The 16,011-nt window shown below is 64.5% G+C and carries 20 protein-coding genes; 6 read left to right on the top strand and 14 right to left on the bottom strand.

Annotation, left to right across the window (positions count from 1 at the left end; all coding sequences use genetic code 11):
* Window positions 1-19: 19 nt before the first annotated feature.
* Complete coding sequence (locus DESUT3_RS06765; RefSeq protein ID WP_221251673.1) at window positions 20-1,597, bottom strand: HDOD domain-containing protein; 1,578 nt, start codon at window positions 1,595-1,597, stop codon at window positions 20-22.
* A 140-nt stretch (window positions 1,598-1,737) separates the two neighbouring features.
* A complete protein-coding gene (gene xthA / locus DESUT3_RS06760; protein ID WP_221251671.1) occupies window positions 1,738-2,556 on the bottom strand; it encodes an exodeoxyribonuclease III in 819 nt (272 codons plus the stop codon).
* 372 nt (window positions 2,557-2,928) lie between these two features.
* Between xthA and DESUT3_RS06755 the strand changes: the two genes are divergently transcribed.
* Genes DESUT3_RS06755 through tdh form a run of 3 tightly spaced genes read left to right on the top strand, consistent with a single transcriptional unit; the run spans window position 2,929 to window position 5,706 of the window.
* Window positions 2,929-3,462: a glycine cleavage system protein R gene (locus DESUT3_RS06755; RefSeq protein ID WP_221251669.1), complete on the top strand. Its 534-nt coding sequence runs from the start codon at window positions 2,929-2,931 to the stop codon at window positions 3,460-3,462.
* A 16-nt stretch (window positions 3,463-3,478) separates the two neighbouring features.
* Window positions 3,479-4,669 carry a glycine C-acetyltransferase gene (locus DESUT3_RS06750; protein WP_221251667.1) on the top strand — a complete coding sequence of 397 codons (1,191 nt, stop codon included), beginning with the start codon at window positions 3,479-3,481 and terminating at the stop codon, window positions 4,667-4,669.
* Between the two features lie 11 nt (window positions 4,670-4,680).
* A complete protein-coding gene (tdh, locus tag DESUT3_RS06745; RefSeq protein WP_221252492.1) occupies window positions 4,681-5,706 on the top strand; it encodes an L-threonine 3-dehydrogenase in 1,026 nt (341 codons plus the stop codon).
* A gap of 112 nt (window positions 5,707-5,818) precedes the next feature.
* Here the strand turns inward: tdh and DESUT3_RS06740 are convergent, their stop codons facing one another.
* Window positions 5,819-6,742 (bottom strand): histone deacetylase family protein, encoded by a 924-nt coding sequence (locus tag DESUT3_RS06740; protein ID WP_221251665.1) that lies wholly within the window; start codon window positions 6,740-6,742, stop codon window positions 5,819-5,821.
* A gap of 129 nt (window positions 6,743-6,871) precedes the next feature.
* On the opposite strand from DESUT3_RS06740, the gene DESUT3_RS06735 reads away from it, so the two are divergent.
* On the top strand, window positions 6,872-7,270 hold the full coding sequence (locus tag DESUT3_RS06735) for a septal ring lytic transglycosylase RlpA family protein (protein ID WP_221251664.1): 399 nt from the start codon (window positions 6,872-6,874) through the stop codon (window positions 7,268-7,270).
* A 176-nt stretch (window positions 7,271-7,446) separates the two neighbouring features.
* Here DESUT3_RS06735 and DESUT3_RS06730 read toward each other — a convergent pair whose 3' ends face one another.
* From DESUT3_RS06730 to dmpI, 4 genes are all read right to left on the bottom strand, one after another.
* Entirely contained in the window at window positions 7,447-9,261 is a 1,815-nt protein-coding gene (locus DESUT3_RS06730; RefSeq protein ID WP_221251663.1) for a trans-sulfuration enzyme family protein, read from the bottom strand.
* A 96-nt stretch (window positions 9,262-9,357) separates the two neighbouring features.
* Window positions 9,358-10,149, bottom strand: a complete 792-nt coding sequence (locus DESUT3_RS06725; RefSeq protein WP_221251662.1) for an RT0821/Lpp0805 family surface protein — start codon at window positions 10,147-10,149, stop codon at window positions 9,358-9,360.
* 247 nt (window positions 10,150-10,396) lie between these two features.
* Entirely contained in the window at window positions 10,397-10,831 is a 435-nt protein-coding gene (locus tag DESUT3_RS06720) for a DUF4019 domain-containing protein (protein WP_221251661.1), read from the bottom strand.
* Between the two features lie 35 nt (window positions 10,832-10,866).
* Window positions 10,867-11,055 carry a 4-oxalocrotonate tautomerase DmpI gene (dmpI, locus tag DESUT3_RS06715; protein WP_221251660.1) on the bottom strand — a complete coding sequence of 63 codons (189 nt, stop codon included), beginning with the start codon at window positions 11,053-11,055 and terminating at the stop codon, window positions 10,867-10,869.
* A gap of 182 nt (window positions 11,056-11,237) precedes the next feature.
* Between dmpI and DESUT3_RS06710 the strand changes: the two genes are divergently transcribed.
* A complete protein-coding gene (locus DESUT3_RS06710) occupies window positions 11,238-12,521 on the top strand; it encodes an MFS transporter (protein ID WP_221251659.1) in 1,284 nt (427 codons plus the stop codon).
* A gap of 41 nt (window positions 12,522-12,562) precedes the next feature.
* On the opposite strand, the gene DESUT3_RS06705 is transcribed toward DESUT3_RS06710, so the two are convergent.
* From DESUT3_RS06705 to DESUT3_RS06695, 3 genes are all read right to left on the bottom strand, one after another.
* Entirely contained in the window at window positions 12,563-12,838 is a 276-nt protein-coding gene (locus DESUT3_RS06705) for a hypothetical protein (RefSeq protein WP_221251658.1), read from the bottom strand.
* Window positions 12,839-12,869: 31 nt separating this feature from the next.
* Window positions 12,870-13,358 (bottom strand): CreA family protein, encoded by a 489-nt coding sequence (locus tag DESUT3_RS06700; protein ID WP_221251657.1) that lies wholly within the window; start codon window positions 13,356-13,358, stop codon window positions 12,870-12,872.
* 68 nt (window positions 13,359-13,426) lie between these two features.
* A complete protein-coding gene (locus DESUT3_RS06695) occupies window positions 13,427-13,666 on the bottom strand; it encodes a hypothetical protein (protein WP_221251656.1) in 240 nt (79 codons plus the stop codon).
* 150 nt (window positions 13,667-13,816) lie between these two features.
* Here DESUT3_RS06695 and DESUT3_RS06690 point away from each other — a divergent pair, with 150 nt between their 5' ends.
* On the top strand, window positions 13,817-14,224 hold the full coding sequence (locus tag DESUT3_RS06690) for a rhodanese-related (seleno)protein (protein WP_318836001.1): 408 nt from the start codon (window positions 13,817-13,819) through the stop codon (window positions 14,222-14,224).
* Window positions 14,225-14,316: 92 nt separating this feature from the next.
* Here DESUT3_RS06690 and DESUT3_RS06685 read toward each other — a convergent pair whose 3' ends face one another.
* The 4 genes from DESUT3_RS06685 to DESUT3_RS06675 form a co-directional block, all read right to left on the bottom strand.
* Window positions 14,317-14,583: a hypothetical protein gene (locus DESUT3_RS06685; RefSeq protein ID WP_221251653.1), complete on the bottom strand. Its 267-nt coding sequence runs from the start codon at window positions 14,581-14,583 to the stop codon at window positions 14,317-14,319.
* Window positions 14,584-14,643: 60 nt separating this feature from the next.
* Window positions 14,644-14,778 (bottom strand): hypothetical protein, encoded by a 135-nt coding sequence (locus tag DESUT3_RS21115; protein ID WP_264082191.1) that lies wholly within the window; start codon window positions 14,776-14,778, stop codon window positions 14,644-14,646.
* A 328-nt stretch (window positions 14,779-15,106) separates the two neighbouring features.
* The gene (locus tag DESUT3_RS06680) at window positions 15,107-15,466 is read right to left on the bottom strand and encodes a hypothetical protein (protein ID WP_221251651.1); all 360 of its coding nucleotides are present in this window, start codon (window positions 15,464-15,466) and stop codon (window positions 15,107-15,109) included.
* A gap of 90 nt (window positions 15,467-15,556) precedes the next feature.
* Window positions 15,557-15,958 carry a hypothetical protein gene (locus DESUT3_RS06675; protein WP_221251650.1) on the bottom strand — a complete coding sequence of 134 codons (402 nt, stop codon included), beginning with the start codon at window positions 15,956-15,958 and terminating at the stop codon, window positions 15,557-15,559.
* Window positions 15,959-16,011 lie beyond the last annotated feature (53 nt).

Below are 16,011 nucleotides of genomic sequence, written 5' to 3'. Positions count from 1 at the left end.
AAGGTATCGCGGCTACCGCCTAACCCGCATAGCACTGCTTGATGGCCAGCGCCGCCTGGTTGCGCAGGGTCTTCATGGAATTGAGCTGCTGGGTGTCGAGGTGCTCGCCCGGCTGGTCATGGCCGCCGTAGATCAGGCCGATGCACTTTTTGTCGACGGTGATGGGATAGAGGGCGAAACTGGGGGAGAAGATGGCGTCGCGAAACCAGCGGGGCTTGTGGTCGCGGACGGCGGTATCGGAGATGTTGCCGACGTAGAGATCGCGCCCTTCGGCGAGTACCCAGCTGAACAGGTCCGAGCCTCCCTCATCGACGGGGAAGCTGAATCCCTTGACCAGCTCGCGGGTGTTTTTGCCCAGCCCGAAGCGGGCCAGCATGGCGCCCGAGCGGGGGTCCTTGATGAACAGCAGGACCCGGTCGAAGCCGATCCCCAGGTAGACGGTTTCCAGTATCATGTTGAGGATCTGGTCGAGGGCGAAATCATCCAGCATGACGTTGGTGATCTCCTGGATCCCCGCCATCAGGTGCTGACGCCGGTCCTCGGGGTCGGCATCGCGGTGGATGCGCTGCGCGGGCTCCCTGACCTGGAATTTCTTCAGCGCCGAAGCAGCGGGCGCCTCCACCAGCTCGGGTTCGGCGGCCGCCCTCCCCTCCTCTTCGTCCCCGGCAAACTTGCGTTTATTCAGCAGCGCGAGATCGGCCCGGTTGAGGCTCAGGACGTCGGAGAACTTTTCCATTTCCGAAAGGGCGCCGTCCAGCATCTCCAGGATCTTCTTTTGCGGGACGGGGTAGAGTTCCTTGTATCTCTTCAGCAGTTCCTGAAGACGGGCGGGGCGCTCCTGAACCGGCAGGTTCATGGTCAGCGCGCAAAGCTCGTTGGCCAGGCCGGAGAGGCACTGGTGGTGATCGGCCTTGCCGGTTTTCTTCTCCAGGTCCTCGGGGCGGGGTTTTTTCATGCTGCCGATGATGATCTCGGGCAACCCCCAGGAGCGGGCCACCCCGATGCCCAACTCGGTGAAGGAGATGCCCAGCGCCCTGCGGCTGGCCTTTTCCTCCGAACCCTCCCCTGCCCTGGTCAGCTCCTGGAAAACCTCGTATTCCTGCGGAAAGTAGTACATCGCCAGCAGCCGGCCGAAGCCGTGGAACATGGCGCCGATGAAATACCTCTCCCCCCCCTCCAGCCGCAGGTGACGGGCCAGTTCGCGCGCCAGGATGCCGCTCAGAAACGAGGCGAGCACCGCCTCCTTGAGGTAATGGGAGCGGGCCTTGTCCTGCAGGTGTTCGAAAAAGATCAGGCCCGTTGCGGCCAGCCGCACCTGTTCGAAACCGAGCACGACCACCGCACGGGAGATGGTGGAGATCTGCCCGGAGAACTGGCCGAACAGGGCAGAGTTGGCCACCCGCAGCAGCTTGCTGGTCAGGGCGTAGTCCTTGAGTACCAGCTCGGCCAGCTGGTGGGCCGAGGAGTTGCTGTTGGGGGAGGCCTTGGCGTTGATTTCGGAGATGTGCCGGGAGACGGCAGGAAAGTTCTTTTCTTCCTGCATGCGGGCGAGCAGTTCCTTGAGCGTTACTATTTTCTGACTGGTCTCTGGGGCCATCCGCATCCTCCCGGCAATGAGGCGATCCGGCGGATTTTTGGCACCCGCCGGATTTCGGCTGGGTTATGCAAGACGGAGACCAAGGATTAGCGGAGCCCCTCCCCACCCTGGCCCTCCCCTTGGAGGGGAGGCAGCAGTGCTCAGCCCAGTTCGAGATCCGCCCACACCGGGCAATGATCGGAGGGCTTTTCCATGGCGCGGATCTCGTAGTCGATGCCGGCCTCCCGGCAGGACTCCATCAACCCGGCGGTGAGCAGGATGTGGTCGATGCGCAGGCCGCGCCGGGGATCGCTCTCGAAGCCGCGGCTGCGGTAGTCGAACCAGCTGAAGCGGTCGTCGATCCCGGGGTTCAGTTCGCGAAAGCTGTCGTGCAGCCCCCAGGACTGAAGAGCCTGAAACCAGCCGCGCTCTTCTGGAAGAAAGCTGGTCTTGCCGGTTCGCAGCCAGCGCCGGGCGTTGTCCTCGCCGATGCCGATATCGTGATCGACCGGGGCGATGTTGAAATCGCCCATCACCACCAGGGGGGTCGCAGGGTCGCAGCCCTGTTCCAGGCATGCCTGCAGATCGGCGTAAAAACGCTGCTTGCCGGGGAATTTGACCGGGTGCTCGCGATTTTCCCCCTGGGGGAAATAGCCGTTGATCACCTGCAGGGTCGAACCGTCGGCCAGCCGAAACCAGCCGCGGATCAGGCGCCGCTGGGCGTCTTCGCCGTCGCCGGGGAAGCCGAGCTGCACCTCGATGGGCTCCTGGCGCGAGAGCAGCGCCACCCCGTAGTGGGTCTTCTGGCCGTGAAAGGCCACCCGGTAGCCGAGAGCCTCGATGGCGGCGACGGGGAAATCGACGTCCTGCACCTTGGTCTCCTGCAGGCCGATGATGTCGGGCCGGTGCTTGGTCACCACCGCCTCGAGCTGGTGCAGGCGCGAGCGGAGGCCGTTGACGTTGAACGATACCAGTTTCATGGATTGAAAACCTTCCTTGCAGGGCGGAGCGCCGCGCCGCAAAAACCAGCCTTTTTCTTGCTGTCCAATAGTTATTGGTGCACTAACCTCCTCCCCTTTCAAGGGGGAGGTCGGGAGGGGGATGGGGTGCCGACCTGCCGTGCCAGGCCCATCCCCACCCCTGCCCTCCCCTTGAAGGGGAGGGAGCTCAGAGCCAGCCCTGAGGGTGTATGCCTGTGGGGTGCTGCGTTTTCAGCCAGACCTTGATAATCCCTCCGCCACGGAATGTCAACCTTCATCCCCGCCCGGCCAAGCGTGTCTTTATGGCCCCTTTGCTTTTTCCCCCCCGTGTATTAAGCTTGCAGCATCCCAAACTCACCCACGGAGGCTGCAATGCAGAATCGCTTCATCATGACCGCCTTTGGCAAGGACCGTCCCGGGATCGTTGCCGACGTCACCCGGATGCTCTACGAAAACGGCTGCAACCTCGAAGACACCGCCATGACCATGCTGGCCGACGAGTTCACCCTCAACCTGCTGTTCTCCTGTAACCAGGAGGGGGTCGAGGAGACCCTGCTCCAGGAATGCGAACGGCTCGATCTGGACAAGGAGATCTCGGCCTTCATCCGCCCGCTGCCGGCGCGCCAGGCCAAAGCTCCCCGCGCCGCCGCCGCAGCCACTATCCACGTGGAGGGGCTCGACCAGGCCGGGATCGTCTACAAGATCAGCCAGTACCTGGCTAAAAACGCCGTCAACATCGTCGACCTCAAATCCCAGGCCCAGGCCTCCCCGGAAAGCGGCACCGCCGTCTACCTGATGGACATCCACGTCCAGCTCCCCGCGGGGACCGCGCTGCGCGCCATCGAGGAGGGGCTCGCCACGGTGGCCGACGAGCTGCACGTGGAGATCAGCCTGTCGCAGGGGTAGCCCGCCGGAGGTTTTCATGAGCCGAAAAATCTACCAGCACCTGGCCAGGCAGATCGAGGAGCTGCGCGGCGAGGGGTTCTACAAGGACGAACGGCAGATCCACTCGCCGCAGAGCGCCCAGATCCGCATCGCCTCGGGCGAGCAGGTAATCAACTTCTGCGCCAACAACTACCTGGGGCTGGCCAACCACCCGGCGCTGATCGAGGCCGCCAAGCGCGGGCTCGACGAGCGCGGCTTCGGCATGGCCTCGGTGCGCTTCATCTGCGGCACCCAGGACACCCACAAACAGCTGGAGCAGAACCTCAGCCACTATCTGGGCACCGAGGACAGCATCCTCTACTCCTCGTGCTTCGACGCCAACGGCGGGCTCTTCGAAACCCTGCTCGGCGAAGAGGACGCGGTGATCAGCGACGCCCTCAACCATGCCAGCATCATCGACGGCATCCGCCTGAGCAAGGCCCGCCGCCTGCGCTACGCCAACAACGACATGGCCGAGCTCGAGGACTGTCTCAAGCGGAGCCGCGACGCGCGCTTTCGGCTGATCGCCACCGACGGGGTCTTCTCCATGGACGGGGTGATCGCCGATCTGCCGCGCATCTGCGAGCTGGCCGAGCGCTACGACGCCCTGGTGATGGTCGACGACTCCCACGCCGTGGGGGTGTTGGGCGAGCGGGGGCGCGGCACCCACGAATACCACGGGGTCATGGAGCGGGTCGATATCCTCACCGGGACCCTCGGCAAGGCCCTGGGCGGGGCCAGCGGCGGCTACACCTCCGGGCGCCGGGAAATCGTCGAGTGGCTGCGCCAGCGCTCGCGCCCCTACCTCTTCTCCAACGCGCTGGCTCCGGCGGTGGTCTACGCCTCGTTGCGGGTGCTGGAGATGCTCGAAGCCGGCGACGAGCTGCGCGCGCAGCTGGCCGGGAACAGCCGTTATTTCCGCGAGCAGATGAGCAAGGCCGGCTTCACCCTGGCCGGCGCCGACCACCCGATCATCCCGGTGATGATCGGCGATGCCGCCCTGGCAGGGCGCATGGCCGACAGGCTGCTGGAGGAGGGGATCTACGTCATCGGCTTCTCCTACCCGGTGGTCCCCAAGGGGCAGGCACGCATCCGCACCCAGATCTCCGCCGCCCACAGCCGCGAACAGCTCGACCAGGCGGTGGCGGCCTTCACCCGGGTCGGCCGCGAACTGGGGGTGATCCGATGAGCGGCAAGACCATGCGGGCCCTGGCCAAGCTCAAGCCCGAGCCGGGCATCTGGATGCACGAGGTGCCGATCCCCGAGATCGGCCACAACGACCTGCTGATCAAGATCACCAAGACCGCCATCTGCGGCACCGACATCCACATCTACAACTGGGACGAGTGGTCGCAGCAGACCATCCCCATCGGCATGACCATCGGCCACGAATACGCCGGGGTGGTAGCCGCGGTGGGCCAGGAGGTCAGCGGCTTTCGGATCGGCGACCGGGTCTCGGGCGAGGGGCACGTCACCTGCGGCCACTGCCGCAACTGCCGGGCCGGCCGCCGCCACCTGTGCCGCAACGCCATCGGGGTGGGCGTCAACCGCGCCGGCGCCTTTGCCGAATACCTGGTGCTGCCGGCGGTCAACGCCTTCAAGCTGCCCGAGAGCATCTCCGACGAACTTGCGGCCATCTTCGACCCCTTCGGCAACGCCGTGCACACCGCCCTCTCCTTCGACCTGGTGGGCGAGGACGTGCTGATCACCGGCGCCGGGCCCATCGGCATCATGGCCGCCGCGGTGGCCCGCCACGCCGGGGCGCGCCACGTGGTGGTCACCGACATCAACCCCTACCGGCTCGAACTGGCGGGGCGCATGGGCGCCACCCGCACCGTGCGCGTCGACCGGGAATCGCTGACCAGGGTGGAGGCGGAGCTGGGGATGACCGAGGGCTTCGACGTGGGGCTGGAGATGTCCGGCGTCCCCTCGGCCCTGCGCGAGATGCTCGAGACCATCAACCACGGCGGCAAGATCGCCATCCTCGGCATCCCGCCGGAGGAGATGCCGGTAGACTGGAGCAAGATCATCTTCAAGGGGCTGACCCTCAAGGGGATCTACGGGCGGGAGATGTTCGAGACCTGGTACAAGATGGCCAGCCTGGTGCAGGCCGGCCTCGATCTGACGCCGATGATCACCCACCGTTTTCCGCTCAGCGACTTCCAGCAGGCCTTCGAGGTGATGCGCTCCGGAGAGTCGGGCAAGGTGATCCTCGACTGGCAATGATTGAACGAACCCCCTCCCCCTTCAAGGCGGAGGGGGTTCAAGCGAACCTCTCTCCTGTCATCCGGTTCGATTCAAAAGACCTTCCCTAATCACTCCCTGCACACTTCTGCATTTATTCCGATATTCGGACATTTCGTCGCTGGTGGTACTCGAAAGCGATACGGGCGGTCTGAAAGTGGATCTCCACCGCGTCCTCGATCTGCGCGGAATAACCGCCGGCCAGGGTGACCGCCAGCGGGGTTTCGGAGCGGGCGAAGCAGTCGAAGACCAGCCGGTCGCGCAGCCCGATCCCATCCAGGCTGAGAGAAAGGCTCCCGTAGCGGTCGCCCTCGTAGATGTCGGCGCCGGCCAGATAGATGACCAACTCCGGGGTGAACCGCTCCAGGGCGGTTTTCAGCCCTGCTTCCAGGGCCTGAAGGTAGGCCTGGTCGCCGGTGTCGCTGGGCAGGTCGATGTCGAGATCGCCGGGCTTGCGGTGGTAGGGGTAGCTGGAGCTGCCGTGGATGGAAAAGGTGAACACGTCCGGGTCGCCCCGGAAAATCGCCGCCGTGCCGTCACCCTGGTGGACATCGCAGTCGAGTATCAGCACCCGCCGCACCCGTTGTTCGGCGATCATCGCCCGGGCGGCAATGGCGCAGTCATTGAGCCAGCAGAACCCCTTGGCCCGGTTGCGAAAGGCGTGGTGGGTGCCGCCACCCAGGTGCAGGGCCACCCCCTCGCGCAGCGCCCACCGGCAAGCCTCGATGGTGGCCCCTGTCGAGCGGCGCGCCCGCTCGATAATCCCTGGGGACCAGGGAAGCCCCACCTCGCGGAGCTCCCGGGGAGACAATTGCCCCTTCAGCAGCCGCTCCACGTAGTCGGGATCGTGGACCCGGGTGATCTCCTCCAGAGTGGCCTCGGGCGGTGTGAGAAGCTCCCGAGGTCTGGCGAAGCCGGCGGAAAGGATGCGCCGGATCAGCAGTTCGTATTTGGCGACGAGAAAATCCTGGTTCGGGTGGAGGGGAAAGGAGAGTATGTCGCTGTGGAAGATCTTCACGGGTTATGCCGCCTTCCTTTGCCCGTTCTCCCCGATCAAGTAGACTGGTTACAGGCCGCCCCCTCTCAGGGAGGGATGTGAACCGCTCAGACTGACAGGTTTGAATCTTGTGCGGGCAGGTGTTATGCGATGAAGAAAAACCTTCTGCTTCTCTTCGCCCTTACCCTATGCGGACTTCTGGCTTCCGGTTGCGGCCTGGTGGTTGCGCCCAAGGAGGAGCCTTCCGCGCCCGGCGCCGTGGGGCTGGCGTCATATTACCACGACAAGTTCCAGGGGCGCCGCACCGCCAGCGGCGAGCGCCTGGACCAGAACGCCCTGACCGCCGCCCACCGCAGCTACCCCTTTGGCACGCGGGTGCGCGTGCAAAACCTGGAAAACGGCAAGAGCGTCGACGTGCGCATCAACGACCGCGGCCCCTTCGTTTCCGGCCGCATCATCGACCTCACCCGCCGCGCGGCCAAGGCCATCGGCATGCTTCAGCAGGGCGTAGCACGGGTTCGGCTGCACGTGCTGAAGACGGTTGACTGAAACGGTGAATGGGGAAAGCGTGTCTCACGCGAAGGCGCGAAGGCCGCGAAGGAAAAACACCTCCGACAGGTTGATGCCGTTTTTTTCGGCAGATTTTTTTTTGACAACTTCTCGTTCTTCGCGCCTTCGCGTGGGCACCTTCCCTCTTCCAGGTCATGGAATATTGCCTATTTCCTTCAGGTCGCCAGCTCAGCAAAATCCGGCTGGGCATCGATGAAGCGCCGGTGGTATTCGAGATAGATGCCGCGGTAGAGCCGGTCAATCTCCTCCCCCGTGGGGAACCCGGCGCAGAACCCGGGGACGGCGGGCTCGATGGTCAGCTCGGCGGCCTTGAGAAAATGGGCAATCAGCACCCTGGGATCCTCGAGCCCCACGGAGATGCGGATGGTGGTGGGCGCGATCCCCGCCTCGGCGAGGGCCTGGGCGGAGAGTTCCGAGTGGCTGGTCAGGGCCGGGCAGAGGGCGATGGTGTTGGTCTGGCCGAGGCTGACCTGCAGCCCCACCGCCGGCTCGAGCCAGTCGAAAAAGCGCTTGAAGGACTCGCGGGGGACCGGGGGGTGCCCGCCGCCGCCTTCGAAGTCGATGGTGAACAGGGGCGCGGGCAGCCCCAGATACATGAGCCGTTCGCGCAGCGGCGCGTTTGGGTGCCCCTCGGCGGCCGGGCTGTGCACGTTGATGTCCGGATGGCGGTCGAGGGCGCGGGCCAGCACCAGGGTGTTGATCCCCTTCTGCAGCACGCGGCTTTCGAAGGTGCGCAGGCCGCTGAGCACCTCGAAGGCCTTGTCGGCGTCGAGAAAAGCCCCTTTCACGTAGTAGACGTTCCAGAACAGGGTCTCGTCCCAGGGGATGGTCTCGGGCCGGCCATCGGGGCCGTCGATGGTCGCGCTCTCCCCCTTGGGCAGGAACATCCGCTCGTTGCGGGCGATGACCACCCCGGCGGTGGTGGTGCCGCTGCCGCAGAGGTCCTTGGTGTAGGAGTGGATGACGAAGTCGGGGCGTTCGGCCGGGTCGGCACGGCGCAGCACCGGCTGCAGGAAGGGGGTGCCGACGGTCGCGTCGCAGATCACCAGGGAGCCCTCGCGATGGGCCAGCCGGCTGATCTCCGGCACGTCGAGCACGTTGCCGTGGGGATTGCAGGGAGATTCGAGGTAGACGTAGATCCGCCGCCCCTCGGCCAGGCGGCTCGCGTATTTTTTCCGGGTCGCCGCCAGGGCCGCGGCGAAGGCGGCGCCGTCGAAGCCGTCGAACCACTCGATGGCCAGGTCGAGGTTGCTCTTCTTGCCGTACCAGTCGTGCAGCAACTGGTAGGTGCCCCCATAGACGTTGCGGCTGGCCAGCACCACGTCGCGGGCGCCGACCAGGTGGGCCAGCACCCCGTCGATGGCGGCCATCCCCGAATTGAAGTTCCAGGCCAGGTACTGGCCGGCCATGGGGCCGGCCTCCAGATCGACCATGTGATTGGCCAGGCTGATCGAGGTCGGGTTGAGCAATCGCGAGTAGATCTCGAGCAGCGGTTCGCGCCCCTTGAAGGCGTCCTCCACCCATTCGGTGCAGGCGAACAGGTAGGTGGCGGTGCGGGTGATCACCGGGGTGGAGCTGAAGATGGCGGCGACGTTGTCGAACAGCGGGTAGGCCCCCTTGCAGGCGAAACCGTGCTCGCGCACGCTGATCGACTGGTAGGTGCTGCGCAGGGGGTTCTGCAGGGTGTCGAGGATCTTGGCCAACTGAAACGAGACGAAGCGCTTGGCGTTGAAGTAAGCGATGCGATCGCCGCGATCCAGTCGGCCGAGGGTCGCCGTGGTGATCCGCCACAACTCCGCGGTGCCCGCCTGTGCTTCGTAGAGGCTGCGGGTCAGCCTGAGCAGAGTCTGGCCGTATTCGCCCCGAGGGTCGATGCCGAAATGCCGGAGCTGCTCTTCGGCCAGAGCCTCGGGTTCCTCGGCCTGGGTGGTGTTGCGCAGGGGGCTGAGCTGCTGCATCGGGGTGGTCATGGGGCCCTCCTCGGGGAAAAGAAGGCCTCCCTTCCCGGGAGGCCGTGCTGATCTATCCTTCAGTTTACCATTCAAATCCGTCCCCGGCTTGGCTGCCTACCGGCGCTGCCAGCCATGCCCACCGCCGCGCAGCTGGTGCCCCCCTTTGAAGTGGTGCCCGCCCCTGAAATGATGTCCCCCCTTGAAGTGGTGCCCCCCTCTGAAGTGGTTTCCGCCGCGGAAGTGATGCCCGCCCTTGAAGTGATGTCCGCCATGCAGGTGGTGCCTGCCGTGGTGGCCATGATGAAAGTAGCCGAGGCTGAAGAACAGCCGCACCGGACTGTAGTACCAGGGATAATAGTATCCCCCGTAATAGCCAGAGGGGGCGTAGCGGGTCTGATAGACGGTGGTGACCGGCCGATAGTCGCTCACCGGGTTGTTGGCCACGATCAGCCAGCTGCCGTCGGCCTGCCGGCAGGCGGTGCCGTAGGCCTGCTGCTGTACCCCGCCGACCAGCACATTCTGGAGGTATTCCCGGCAATAGCGGCCATCGGTGGTGCCGAAGGTCCTGACCGGGGTGACCGACCCGGAACTGCCCGTGTCGGGGTTCACCCAGGTGGAGGCCAGATAGGGGCGCCCCTGGTCGAGGGCGACCCGGGCGTTCCTCTGCATGGTCAGCTGGTCCGCCCGGTCGAGGGACTGGCCGACACCCTGACCGATCAGCGCACCGGCCAGGCTGCCGATGGCCACCGCCACCAGCCTGCCGCGTCCGTCACCGATCTGCGACCCGGCCAGGGCCCCGGTTGCCGCCCCGAGCAGGGTGCCGCCCTGTTCGTGAGGGCCCATCACGGGGGCACAGCCGGCCAGGGTCAGAACCAGCCCCAACAGCAGCGTACCTATGCGTTTCATGATCGCTCCTTCCCCGGTGAACTGCCGCCCCGGAACGACAGGCAACCGATCTTCTGCAGAAGTTTCGGGGACATGCGCCGAGATATCCGATGCTTCTTATCTCATTTTACCAACAAGTGGGAATCGGGCGCCAATCCACGGGGGGAGGGATTCGAAGGCGGGGGAACCGGCCGCCTGAAACCAGGTCGGCGGCGGTGGGGGGAGGAAAGGGGGCAGGTCCCGATCCGGCGGAACTGCCCCCATGAACCTATTCGATAAAGTAGCCGGCGACCCGCCAGACGGCGTCGCTGCCCAGCAGCAGGGTCACCTTTTCGCTGGCCTGCCCCTTGTGCTGGAACCTGGACTGATAAACCAGCACGGCGTACTCGCCCTCGGGGCCGCCGGAGGCCTCGCTGGTAAAACCGGTTTCGCTCAGGGATCTCTCGAGCAGCGCCCCGATCCCCTCCCGTTCGCCGGCGACCTTGCCGATCCACCGGTCGCGGGGAATGTTCTGCTGCAGAAAGCCCGTCGCTTCATCCCAGGCCTCGCCGTAGCGCCCCGCGTCGATCAGTTCGAGAAATTGCGTCGCCGTGTTTCCGACAGCCTCTTTTTTCTCCCGGGGGGTCCAGTCGACGTTCATCAGCACGACAACCAGCAGGGTCAGGGCAATGGCCAATAGATGGCGGTGGCGTTTGATGTTCAAAGTGGTCTCCTGTCAGAGGTGAGTCGTTGGAAGGGCTACTTGCGATCGGCGATCAGCACGCCCCCCACGGCGACCTGCTCCGGGCTGTTCTCGCGAATCAGCACGATGATCTTCTCAGGCGGCAGGGCATAGGCTTTGGCCGCCGCGGCGGTGAGCTCCTCGACCAGTTGGCGGCGGACGGCAGGGGCGGCGATGGGTGGACCTTCAATGGCGATGATGGGCATGAGGCGCTCCTTGGGGAAAAAATGGGGACCCAGCAAGTCAGCCGGCAGGCTGCGTTCATGAAATGCCGTATTATGCCCGGAAGTTTAGGGTTTGACAAGAGAACAGCGTTTTAATATTTTGGCGGGAAGCAAAAGGTCCCGACGCCGGAGTTGGCGCATCCCGACATCTTCACCGAGGTTTTATGCATTCAACCAAGCTCCCCCCCGCCCGCCTGGCCTGGACCGTCTGGGGCCTGGGCGCCGCCCTGTACATCATCGGCTTCTTCCAGCGGGTCGCCCCCGGGGTCATGACCGCCGAGCTGATGAGCGAGTTCACGCTGGGGGCCGCGGCCCTGGGCAACCTTTCGGCCTTTTATTTCTACAGCTACGTGGCCATGCAGATCCCCACCGGCCTGCTCGCCGACAGCTGGGGGCCGCGCCGCCTGCTGACCGCGGGGGCGGCGGTGGCGGGGGTCGGCAGCCTCTGCTTCGCCCTGGCCGACGGGCTGTTCTGGGCCTGCGCGGGCCGGCTGCTGATCGGCGGCTCGGTGGCGGTGGCCTTCGTCGCCATGATGAAGCTCTCCAGCCTCTGGATGGCCCCACGCCAGTTCGCCCTCGCCTCCGGAATGGCCCTGTTTCTGGGGATTCTCGGCGCGGTCTTCGCCGGCACTCCGCTGCGCCTGCTGGTGGTCGCCTACAGTTGGAGGCCGGTCATGCTCGCCGCCAGCGTCCTGCCTCTGCTGGTGGCGGTGGCGATCTGGATCATCGTTCGCGACGACCCTGGGGAGCGGGGCTACGCCAGCTACGCCCCCAAGGCACCCAGCGGGACGCCCCGCACCGGGATTATCGAAGGCCTCAGGCAGGTCTTCAGCTACCGCAACACCTGGCTGCTGCTGTTCGCCCCAGGGGCGGTGGCCGGCAGCATTCTCACCTTCGCCGGGCTCTGGGGAGTTCCCTTTCTGACCACCCACTACGGCTTGGGCGCGCCGGAAGCGGCGGCGCTCTGTTCGACTCTGCTGCTGGCCTGGGCGGTGGGCGGCCCGGTCTGCGGCGGCCTGTCGGACCGCATCGGCCTGCGCAAGCCCCTTTATGTGGCCGGCTGTGCGGTATTGACCGCCGGCTGGGCGGTGGTCATCCTGGTTCCGGCCCTCCCCTACGCCGTCCTGGTCGCCCTGCTGATCGTCATCGGCTTCGCCGCCGGCTGCATGATCATCGGCTTCGCCTTCGCCAAGGAGTCGGTCCCGGCACACCTGGCCGGCACCGCGGCCGGGGTCTGCAACATGGGTTCGATGCTCGGCCCGATGCTGCTGCAGCCCGCCGTGGGCTGGATGCTCGACCGCAAGTGGCAGGGGGCGATGGCCGGGGGGGCCAGGATCTACGAGTTGAGCGCCTTCCGCACCGGGTTTTCGTTGATGCTGGTCTGGGCGGTGCTGGCGCTGGTCTGCGTGGCGCTGACCCGGGAGACCGGCTGCCGGCAGATGCAGTGAGAACCTGATAAATCAGGAAAGGCAATGGCACGCTGATAAAATCAGAAAAGGCGGGATAAGGGCGGAATGTCGGGACTTCTGTTTTTGGCTTCGAAAAAGGTCAATTCCCAGCAGCCGGCCCGGGGGTCATGGCGCAGGATGTATAGATCGCCTTCGACGCTGCGGAGTTTGAAATAGCGGTGGTCCTCACCCAGCCAGCGATCGAGCAACTCGGCGATCTCGATCCTCCGCGCGCCGAGGAAGAAGCGCCGCGGGGTCTCCTCGCCACGGTACCCGGCATAGCATTCGACCCGGATCTGCAGAGGCACCTGCTTCATCGTTCTCTTCCGGCAGCACGGCGGCCGATGGTCACTTCTGTGGCCAGGGCATGATCGGCACGGTGCTGATGCTGTTTTTCGGGCTCCCCTCGATCACCCGGTCGCTGTAGGAGACGTAGACCAGCACGTTGCGCTCAGGGTCGAAAAAGCGCACCACCTGCAGTTTCTTAAACAGAACGCTGCGGCGCTCATCGAAAACCTGCTCCCCGTCCCTGAGCTCGCCGACGAAAGAGATCGGCCCCACCTGCCGGCAGGCGATGCTGGCATCGCTGGTGTCTTCGGCGATGCCGATCCCCCCCTTGATCCCGCCGGTCTGCGCCCGGCTCACATGGCAGGCCACCCCCTTGACCTTGGGATCGTCGAAACCGTCGACCACGATCTTGTCGTTGGGCCCAAGCAGGCGGAACTTGGTGCTGACCGCGCCGGTGGTGCCGCGCTCGGGCCGGCTCAGAATCCACCCGCCGAAGGCCAGAAGCAGTAATAGGGCAAACGCCCCGACAATTACGCCAATGCGTTTCATTTTGGAACTCCAGCCCTCCTTCTTGGATCAAATCTACAGTAAATCCTGATCCTGCCTTTTCGGATTCCTCAACAGCAGGAAGATTTCCCGCCGCAGCAGCCGGTTTTTCGCGCCCCGCCCACCATCTCCTCGATATGGGCATCGAGCGCCTGCTCGATTTCCTTGACCCTGGCGGCAAACTGGCCGGCTGCCAAGCCCTTCTGGCAGACCGGACAAGTGGAATAGGCCTTCTGGAACCAGCTCAACGGTTGGTAAATGGCCTCGCCGCAGTAGGGACACTCCAGGGAAATATTTTCGTCAGCAAACACTTTTCGTCTCCTTGGTGCAGGTCTTCCGTCCAACAATAGCAGATTGTGGCGGACGTTGAACAGGGCCAGCCGGCCCCCCCCTTGCCAAATCCTTAACGGATGATAGCGTTATCCCATCGGTGTGCACAAAAACTTTTGAAAGGAGAACCAATGACCATACGCTGGCTTTTGGTAACACTACTTGCCGCGGGGATGCTCCTGGGCTGCCTGGGGCAGGTTCCCGCCGCGGACCTGGTTCCGCGGATCACCCCCGCGGAGCTGCAGGCCGAACTCGGGTCCGCCGACCTGGTGATCATCGACGTGCGTCGGGCAGCGGATTGGGAAAGCAGCGACGGGAAAATCCCCGGCGCCGCCAGAGAGGACGGGGCCTCCCCGGAGAAGTGGTCAGGGAAGTACCCTCGGACCCAGAAACTGGTCCTGTACTGTGCCTGACCGAGCGAAGGCACCAGCGCCAGTGTGGCGCTGAAACTCAAGGAAATGGGATACACTCGGGTCTACGCCCTCCAAGGAGGCTGGAAGGCCTGGGTGGACGGCGGGTACCTGGTAGAAAAGAAATAAGGCTGCCCGAAGCAGCCCCCCAAAAAGCCGGAAGCCACCCTCGCGAGGGTGGCTTCCGGCTTTTGCTGATGACTGCTGGCTGGTCGGCGCGACTACTTGGCCGCGGTTTCCGGCGCCTTTTCGGCCTTCAGCTTGTCGTACTCCTCCTTTTGCAGCACACCGTCATGGTTCTGGTCGGCACGCAGGAAGAATTCGGCCGGGATATTGGCCTGAACGGCCTCATGCTTGGAAATGACCCGGTCGTTGTCCTTGCTGACCTGGTCGAAATCGGGCAGATTGGCGGGGGAGGCCAGGGCCGTGCCGCCTAGGATCGCCACCGAGACCAGGGACAAGCAAAGGTTGCGGGTAAAGCTTTTCATCTAAGTACTCCTGGGGTAATGCCTTGTGCTGCTGAACTCAACACTACAGGGGGTGGAGGTTTAGTCGGAACCGAATTTCCAGCAGTCGTCGGGCAGGCCGGTGCAGATGCAGGCGATGTCTTCGAAGCTCGACTCGACGGCTTCCTCAACTTCCTCGGGTTCGTTGATCCAGAATGCTTTGGCCGGTTCTCCCATTGTTCTGTCTCCTTTGTTTGGACGCGGGGAAAATATTGTGCGGCATCCGCCACAGGCCGCGACGCATGCCTCAAGGTTTCACCCCTGTTCCCTAGCCAAACTCGTGCCAATCTTGCCAAATCTTCAAGCTGTTGAATTTTCACAACTTTCAATTTACGCGTGCCACCCATGACACACACCCATGGGTCAGGTGTGCACATGTGCGCCAAACAGGTGGGACATTCTGGCCCATTTTGTCTCGATTCCCCGGGGGAAAATGGAACAGCCACTGCTCCGGTTGGGAACAGCTCCATTGCCGGGAGCGCTCCCACCGGGGGGGGGAGGGAAACTAGCCAATCGGTTTCTGGCCCAGGCGCCCCAGCAGAATGTTCAATGCGGCCCGGGCCCGCTTGCGGGGCACCGCGGCGGTCAGGCCGCCCGATTCGATACCCGCTTCGGCGGAACGGCCGCTGAGCAGGCTGAGCACCAGGAAAAAATCCGCCTTGACCCAGGCCTCGATCCTCACCCTGCCCTGCCGTTGGCTGATCTCGACAAAGGCCGGAGCGGTCAACAGCCAGGCCCCTTTGCGGTAGATGCGCCGGTCCCCTTCCTCGCGCCACAGCCTGAAGCCGGTTTCGCCAGACCAGGCATCGACCAGCGGCCAAAGTTCGGCTTTGCGGACAAATTCACAAACGGTACGTCTTTTCATGGAGGTCCTTGCAGATCAGGATGGTTGTTGCCTGCTACCGGCTCGGCTTAGCCTGCCGGAGTCGGCACTTTTCGTCACAGGCAATCCGTTTTATAGCCGCCCCCGCAAGCGCGCAGCCAGATATGGGGCCAGGGCGGTGGTGAGCAACACCAGCAGCATCAGGTTCCCCTGCCGAAGGTTGAATACCTGCGCCACCTCGCCCCAGGACCTCCCCATGACCACCCGCCCCATGACGAGTTCGAAGGCCAAGGTCAAAGCCAGCCACAACCCACCAACCAGAAGGTAGTGGGCGGCGCACGCCCCGCGAAACAGCGGCAGCAGCACGAGGGTAAGCGCCAGGATCAGTAAAGACAGCAGCAGTCCGCTGGCCGGCAGCGCCAGGCCCTCTCCCAGCAGGGGGACAAGCAGCTTTTCGCGGATCCCGGCATTGGCTATCGCCACGGGAATCAGCAACAACCAGAGGCCCAGGGATCTGAGCAGCAATTTGAGCATGGAACGAATCCTCCCTCCCGGCAAGGATGGTTGGCTGCCCCCAGGCGAGCGGC

Origin of the sequence: Desulfuromonas versatilis (assembly GCF_019704135.1) — a bacterium.
Taxonomy (GTDB): Bacteria; Desulfobacterota; Desulfuromonadia; order Desulfuromonadales; family NIT-T3; genus Desulfuromonas_A; species Desulfuromonas_A versatilis.
This window is presented reverse-complemented; position numbering and strand designations above follow the sequence as displayed.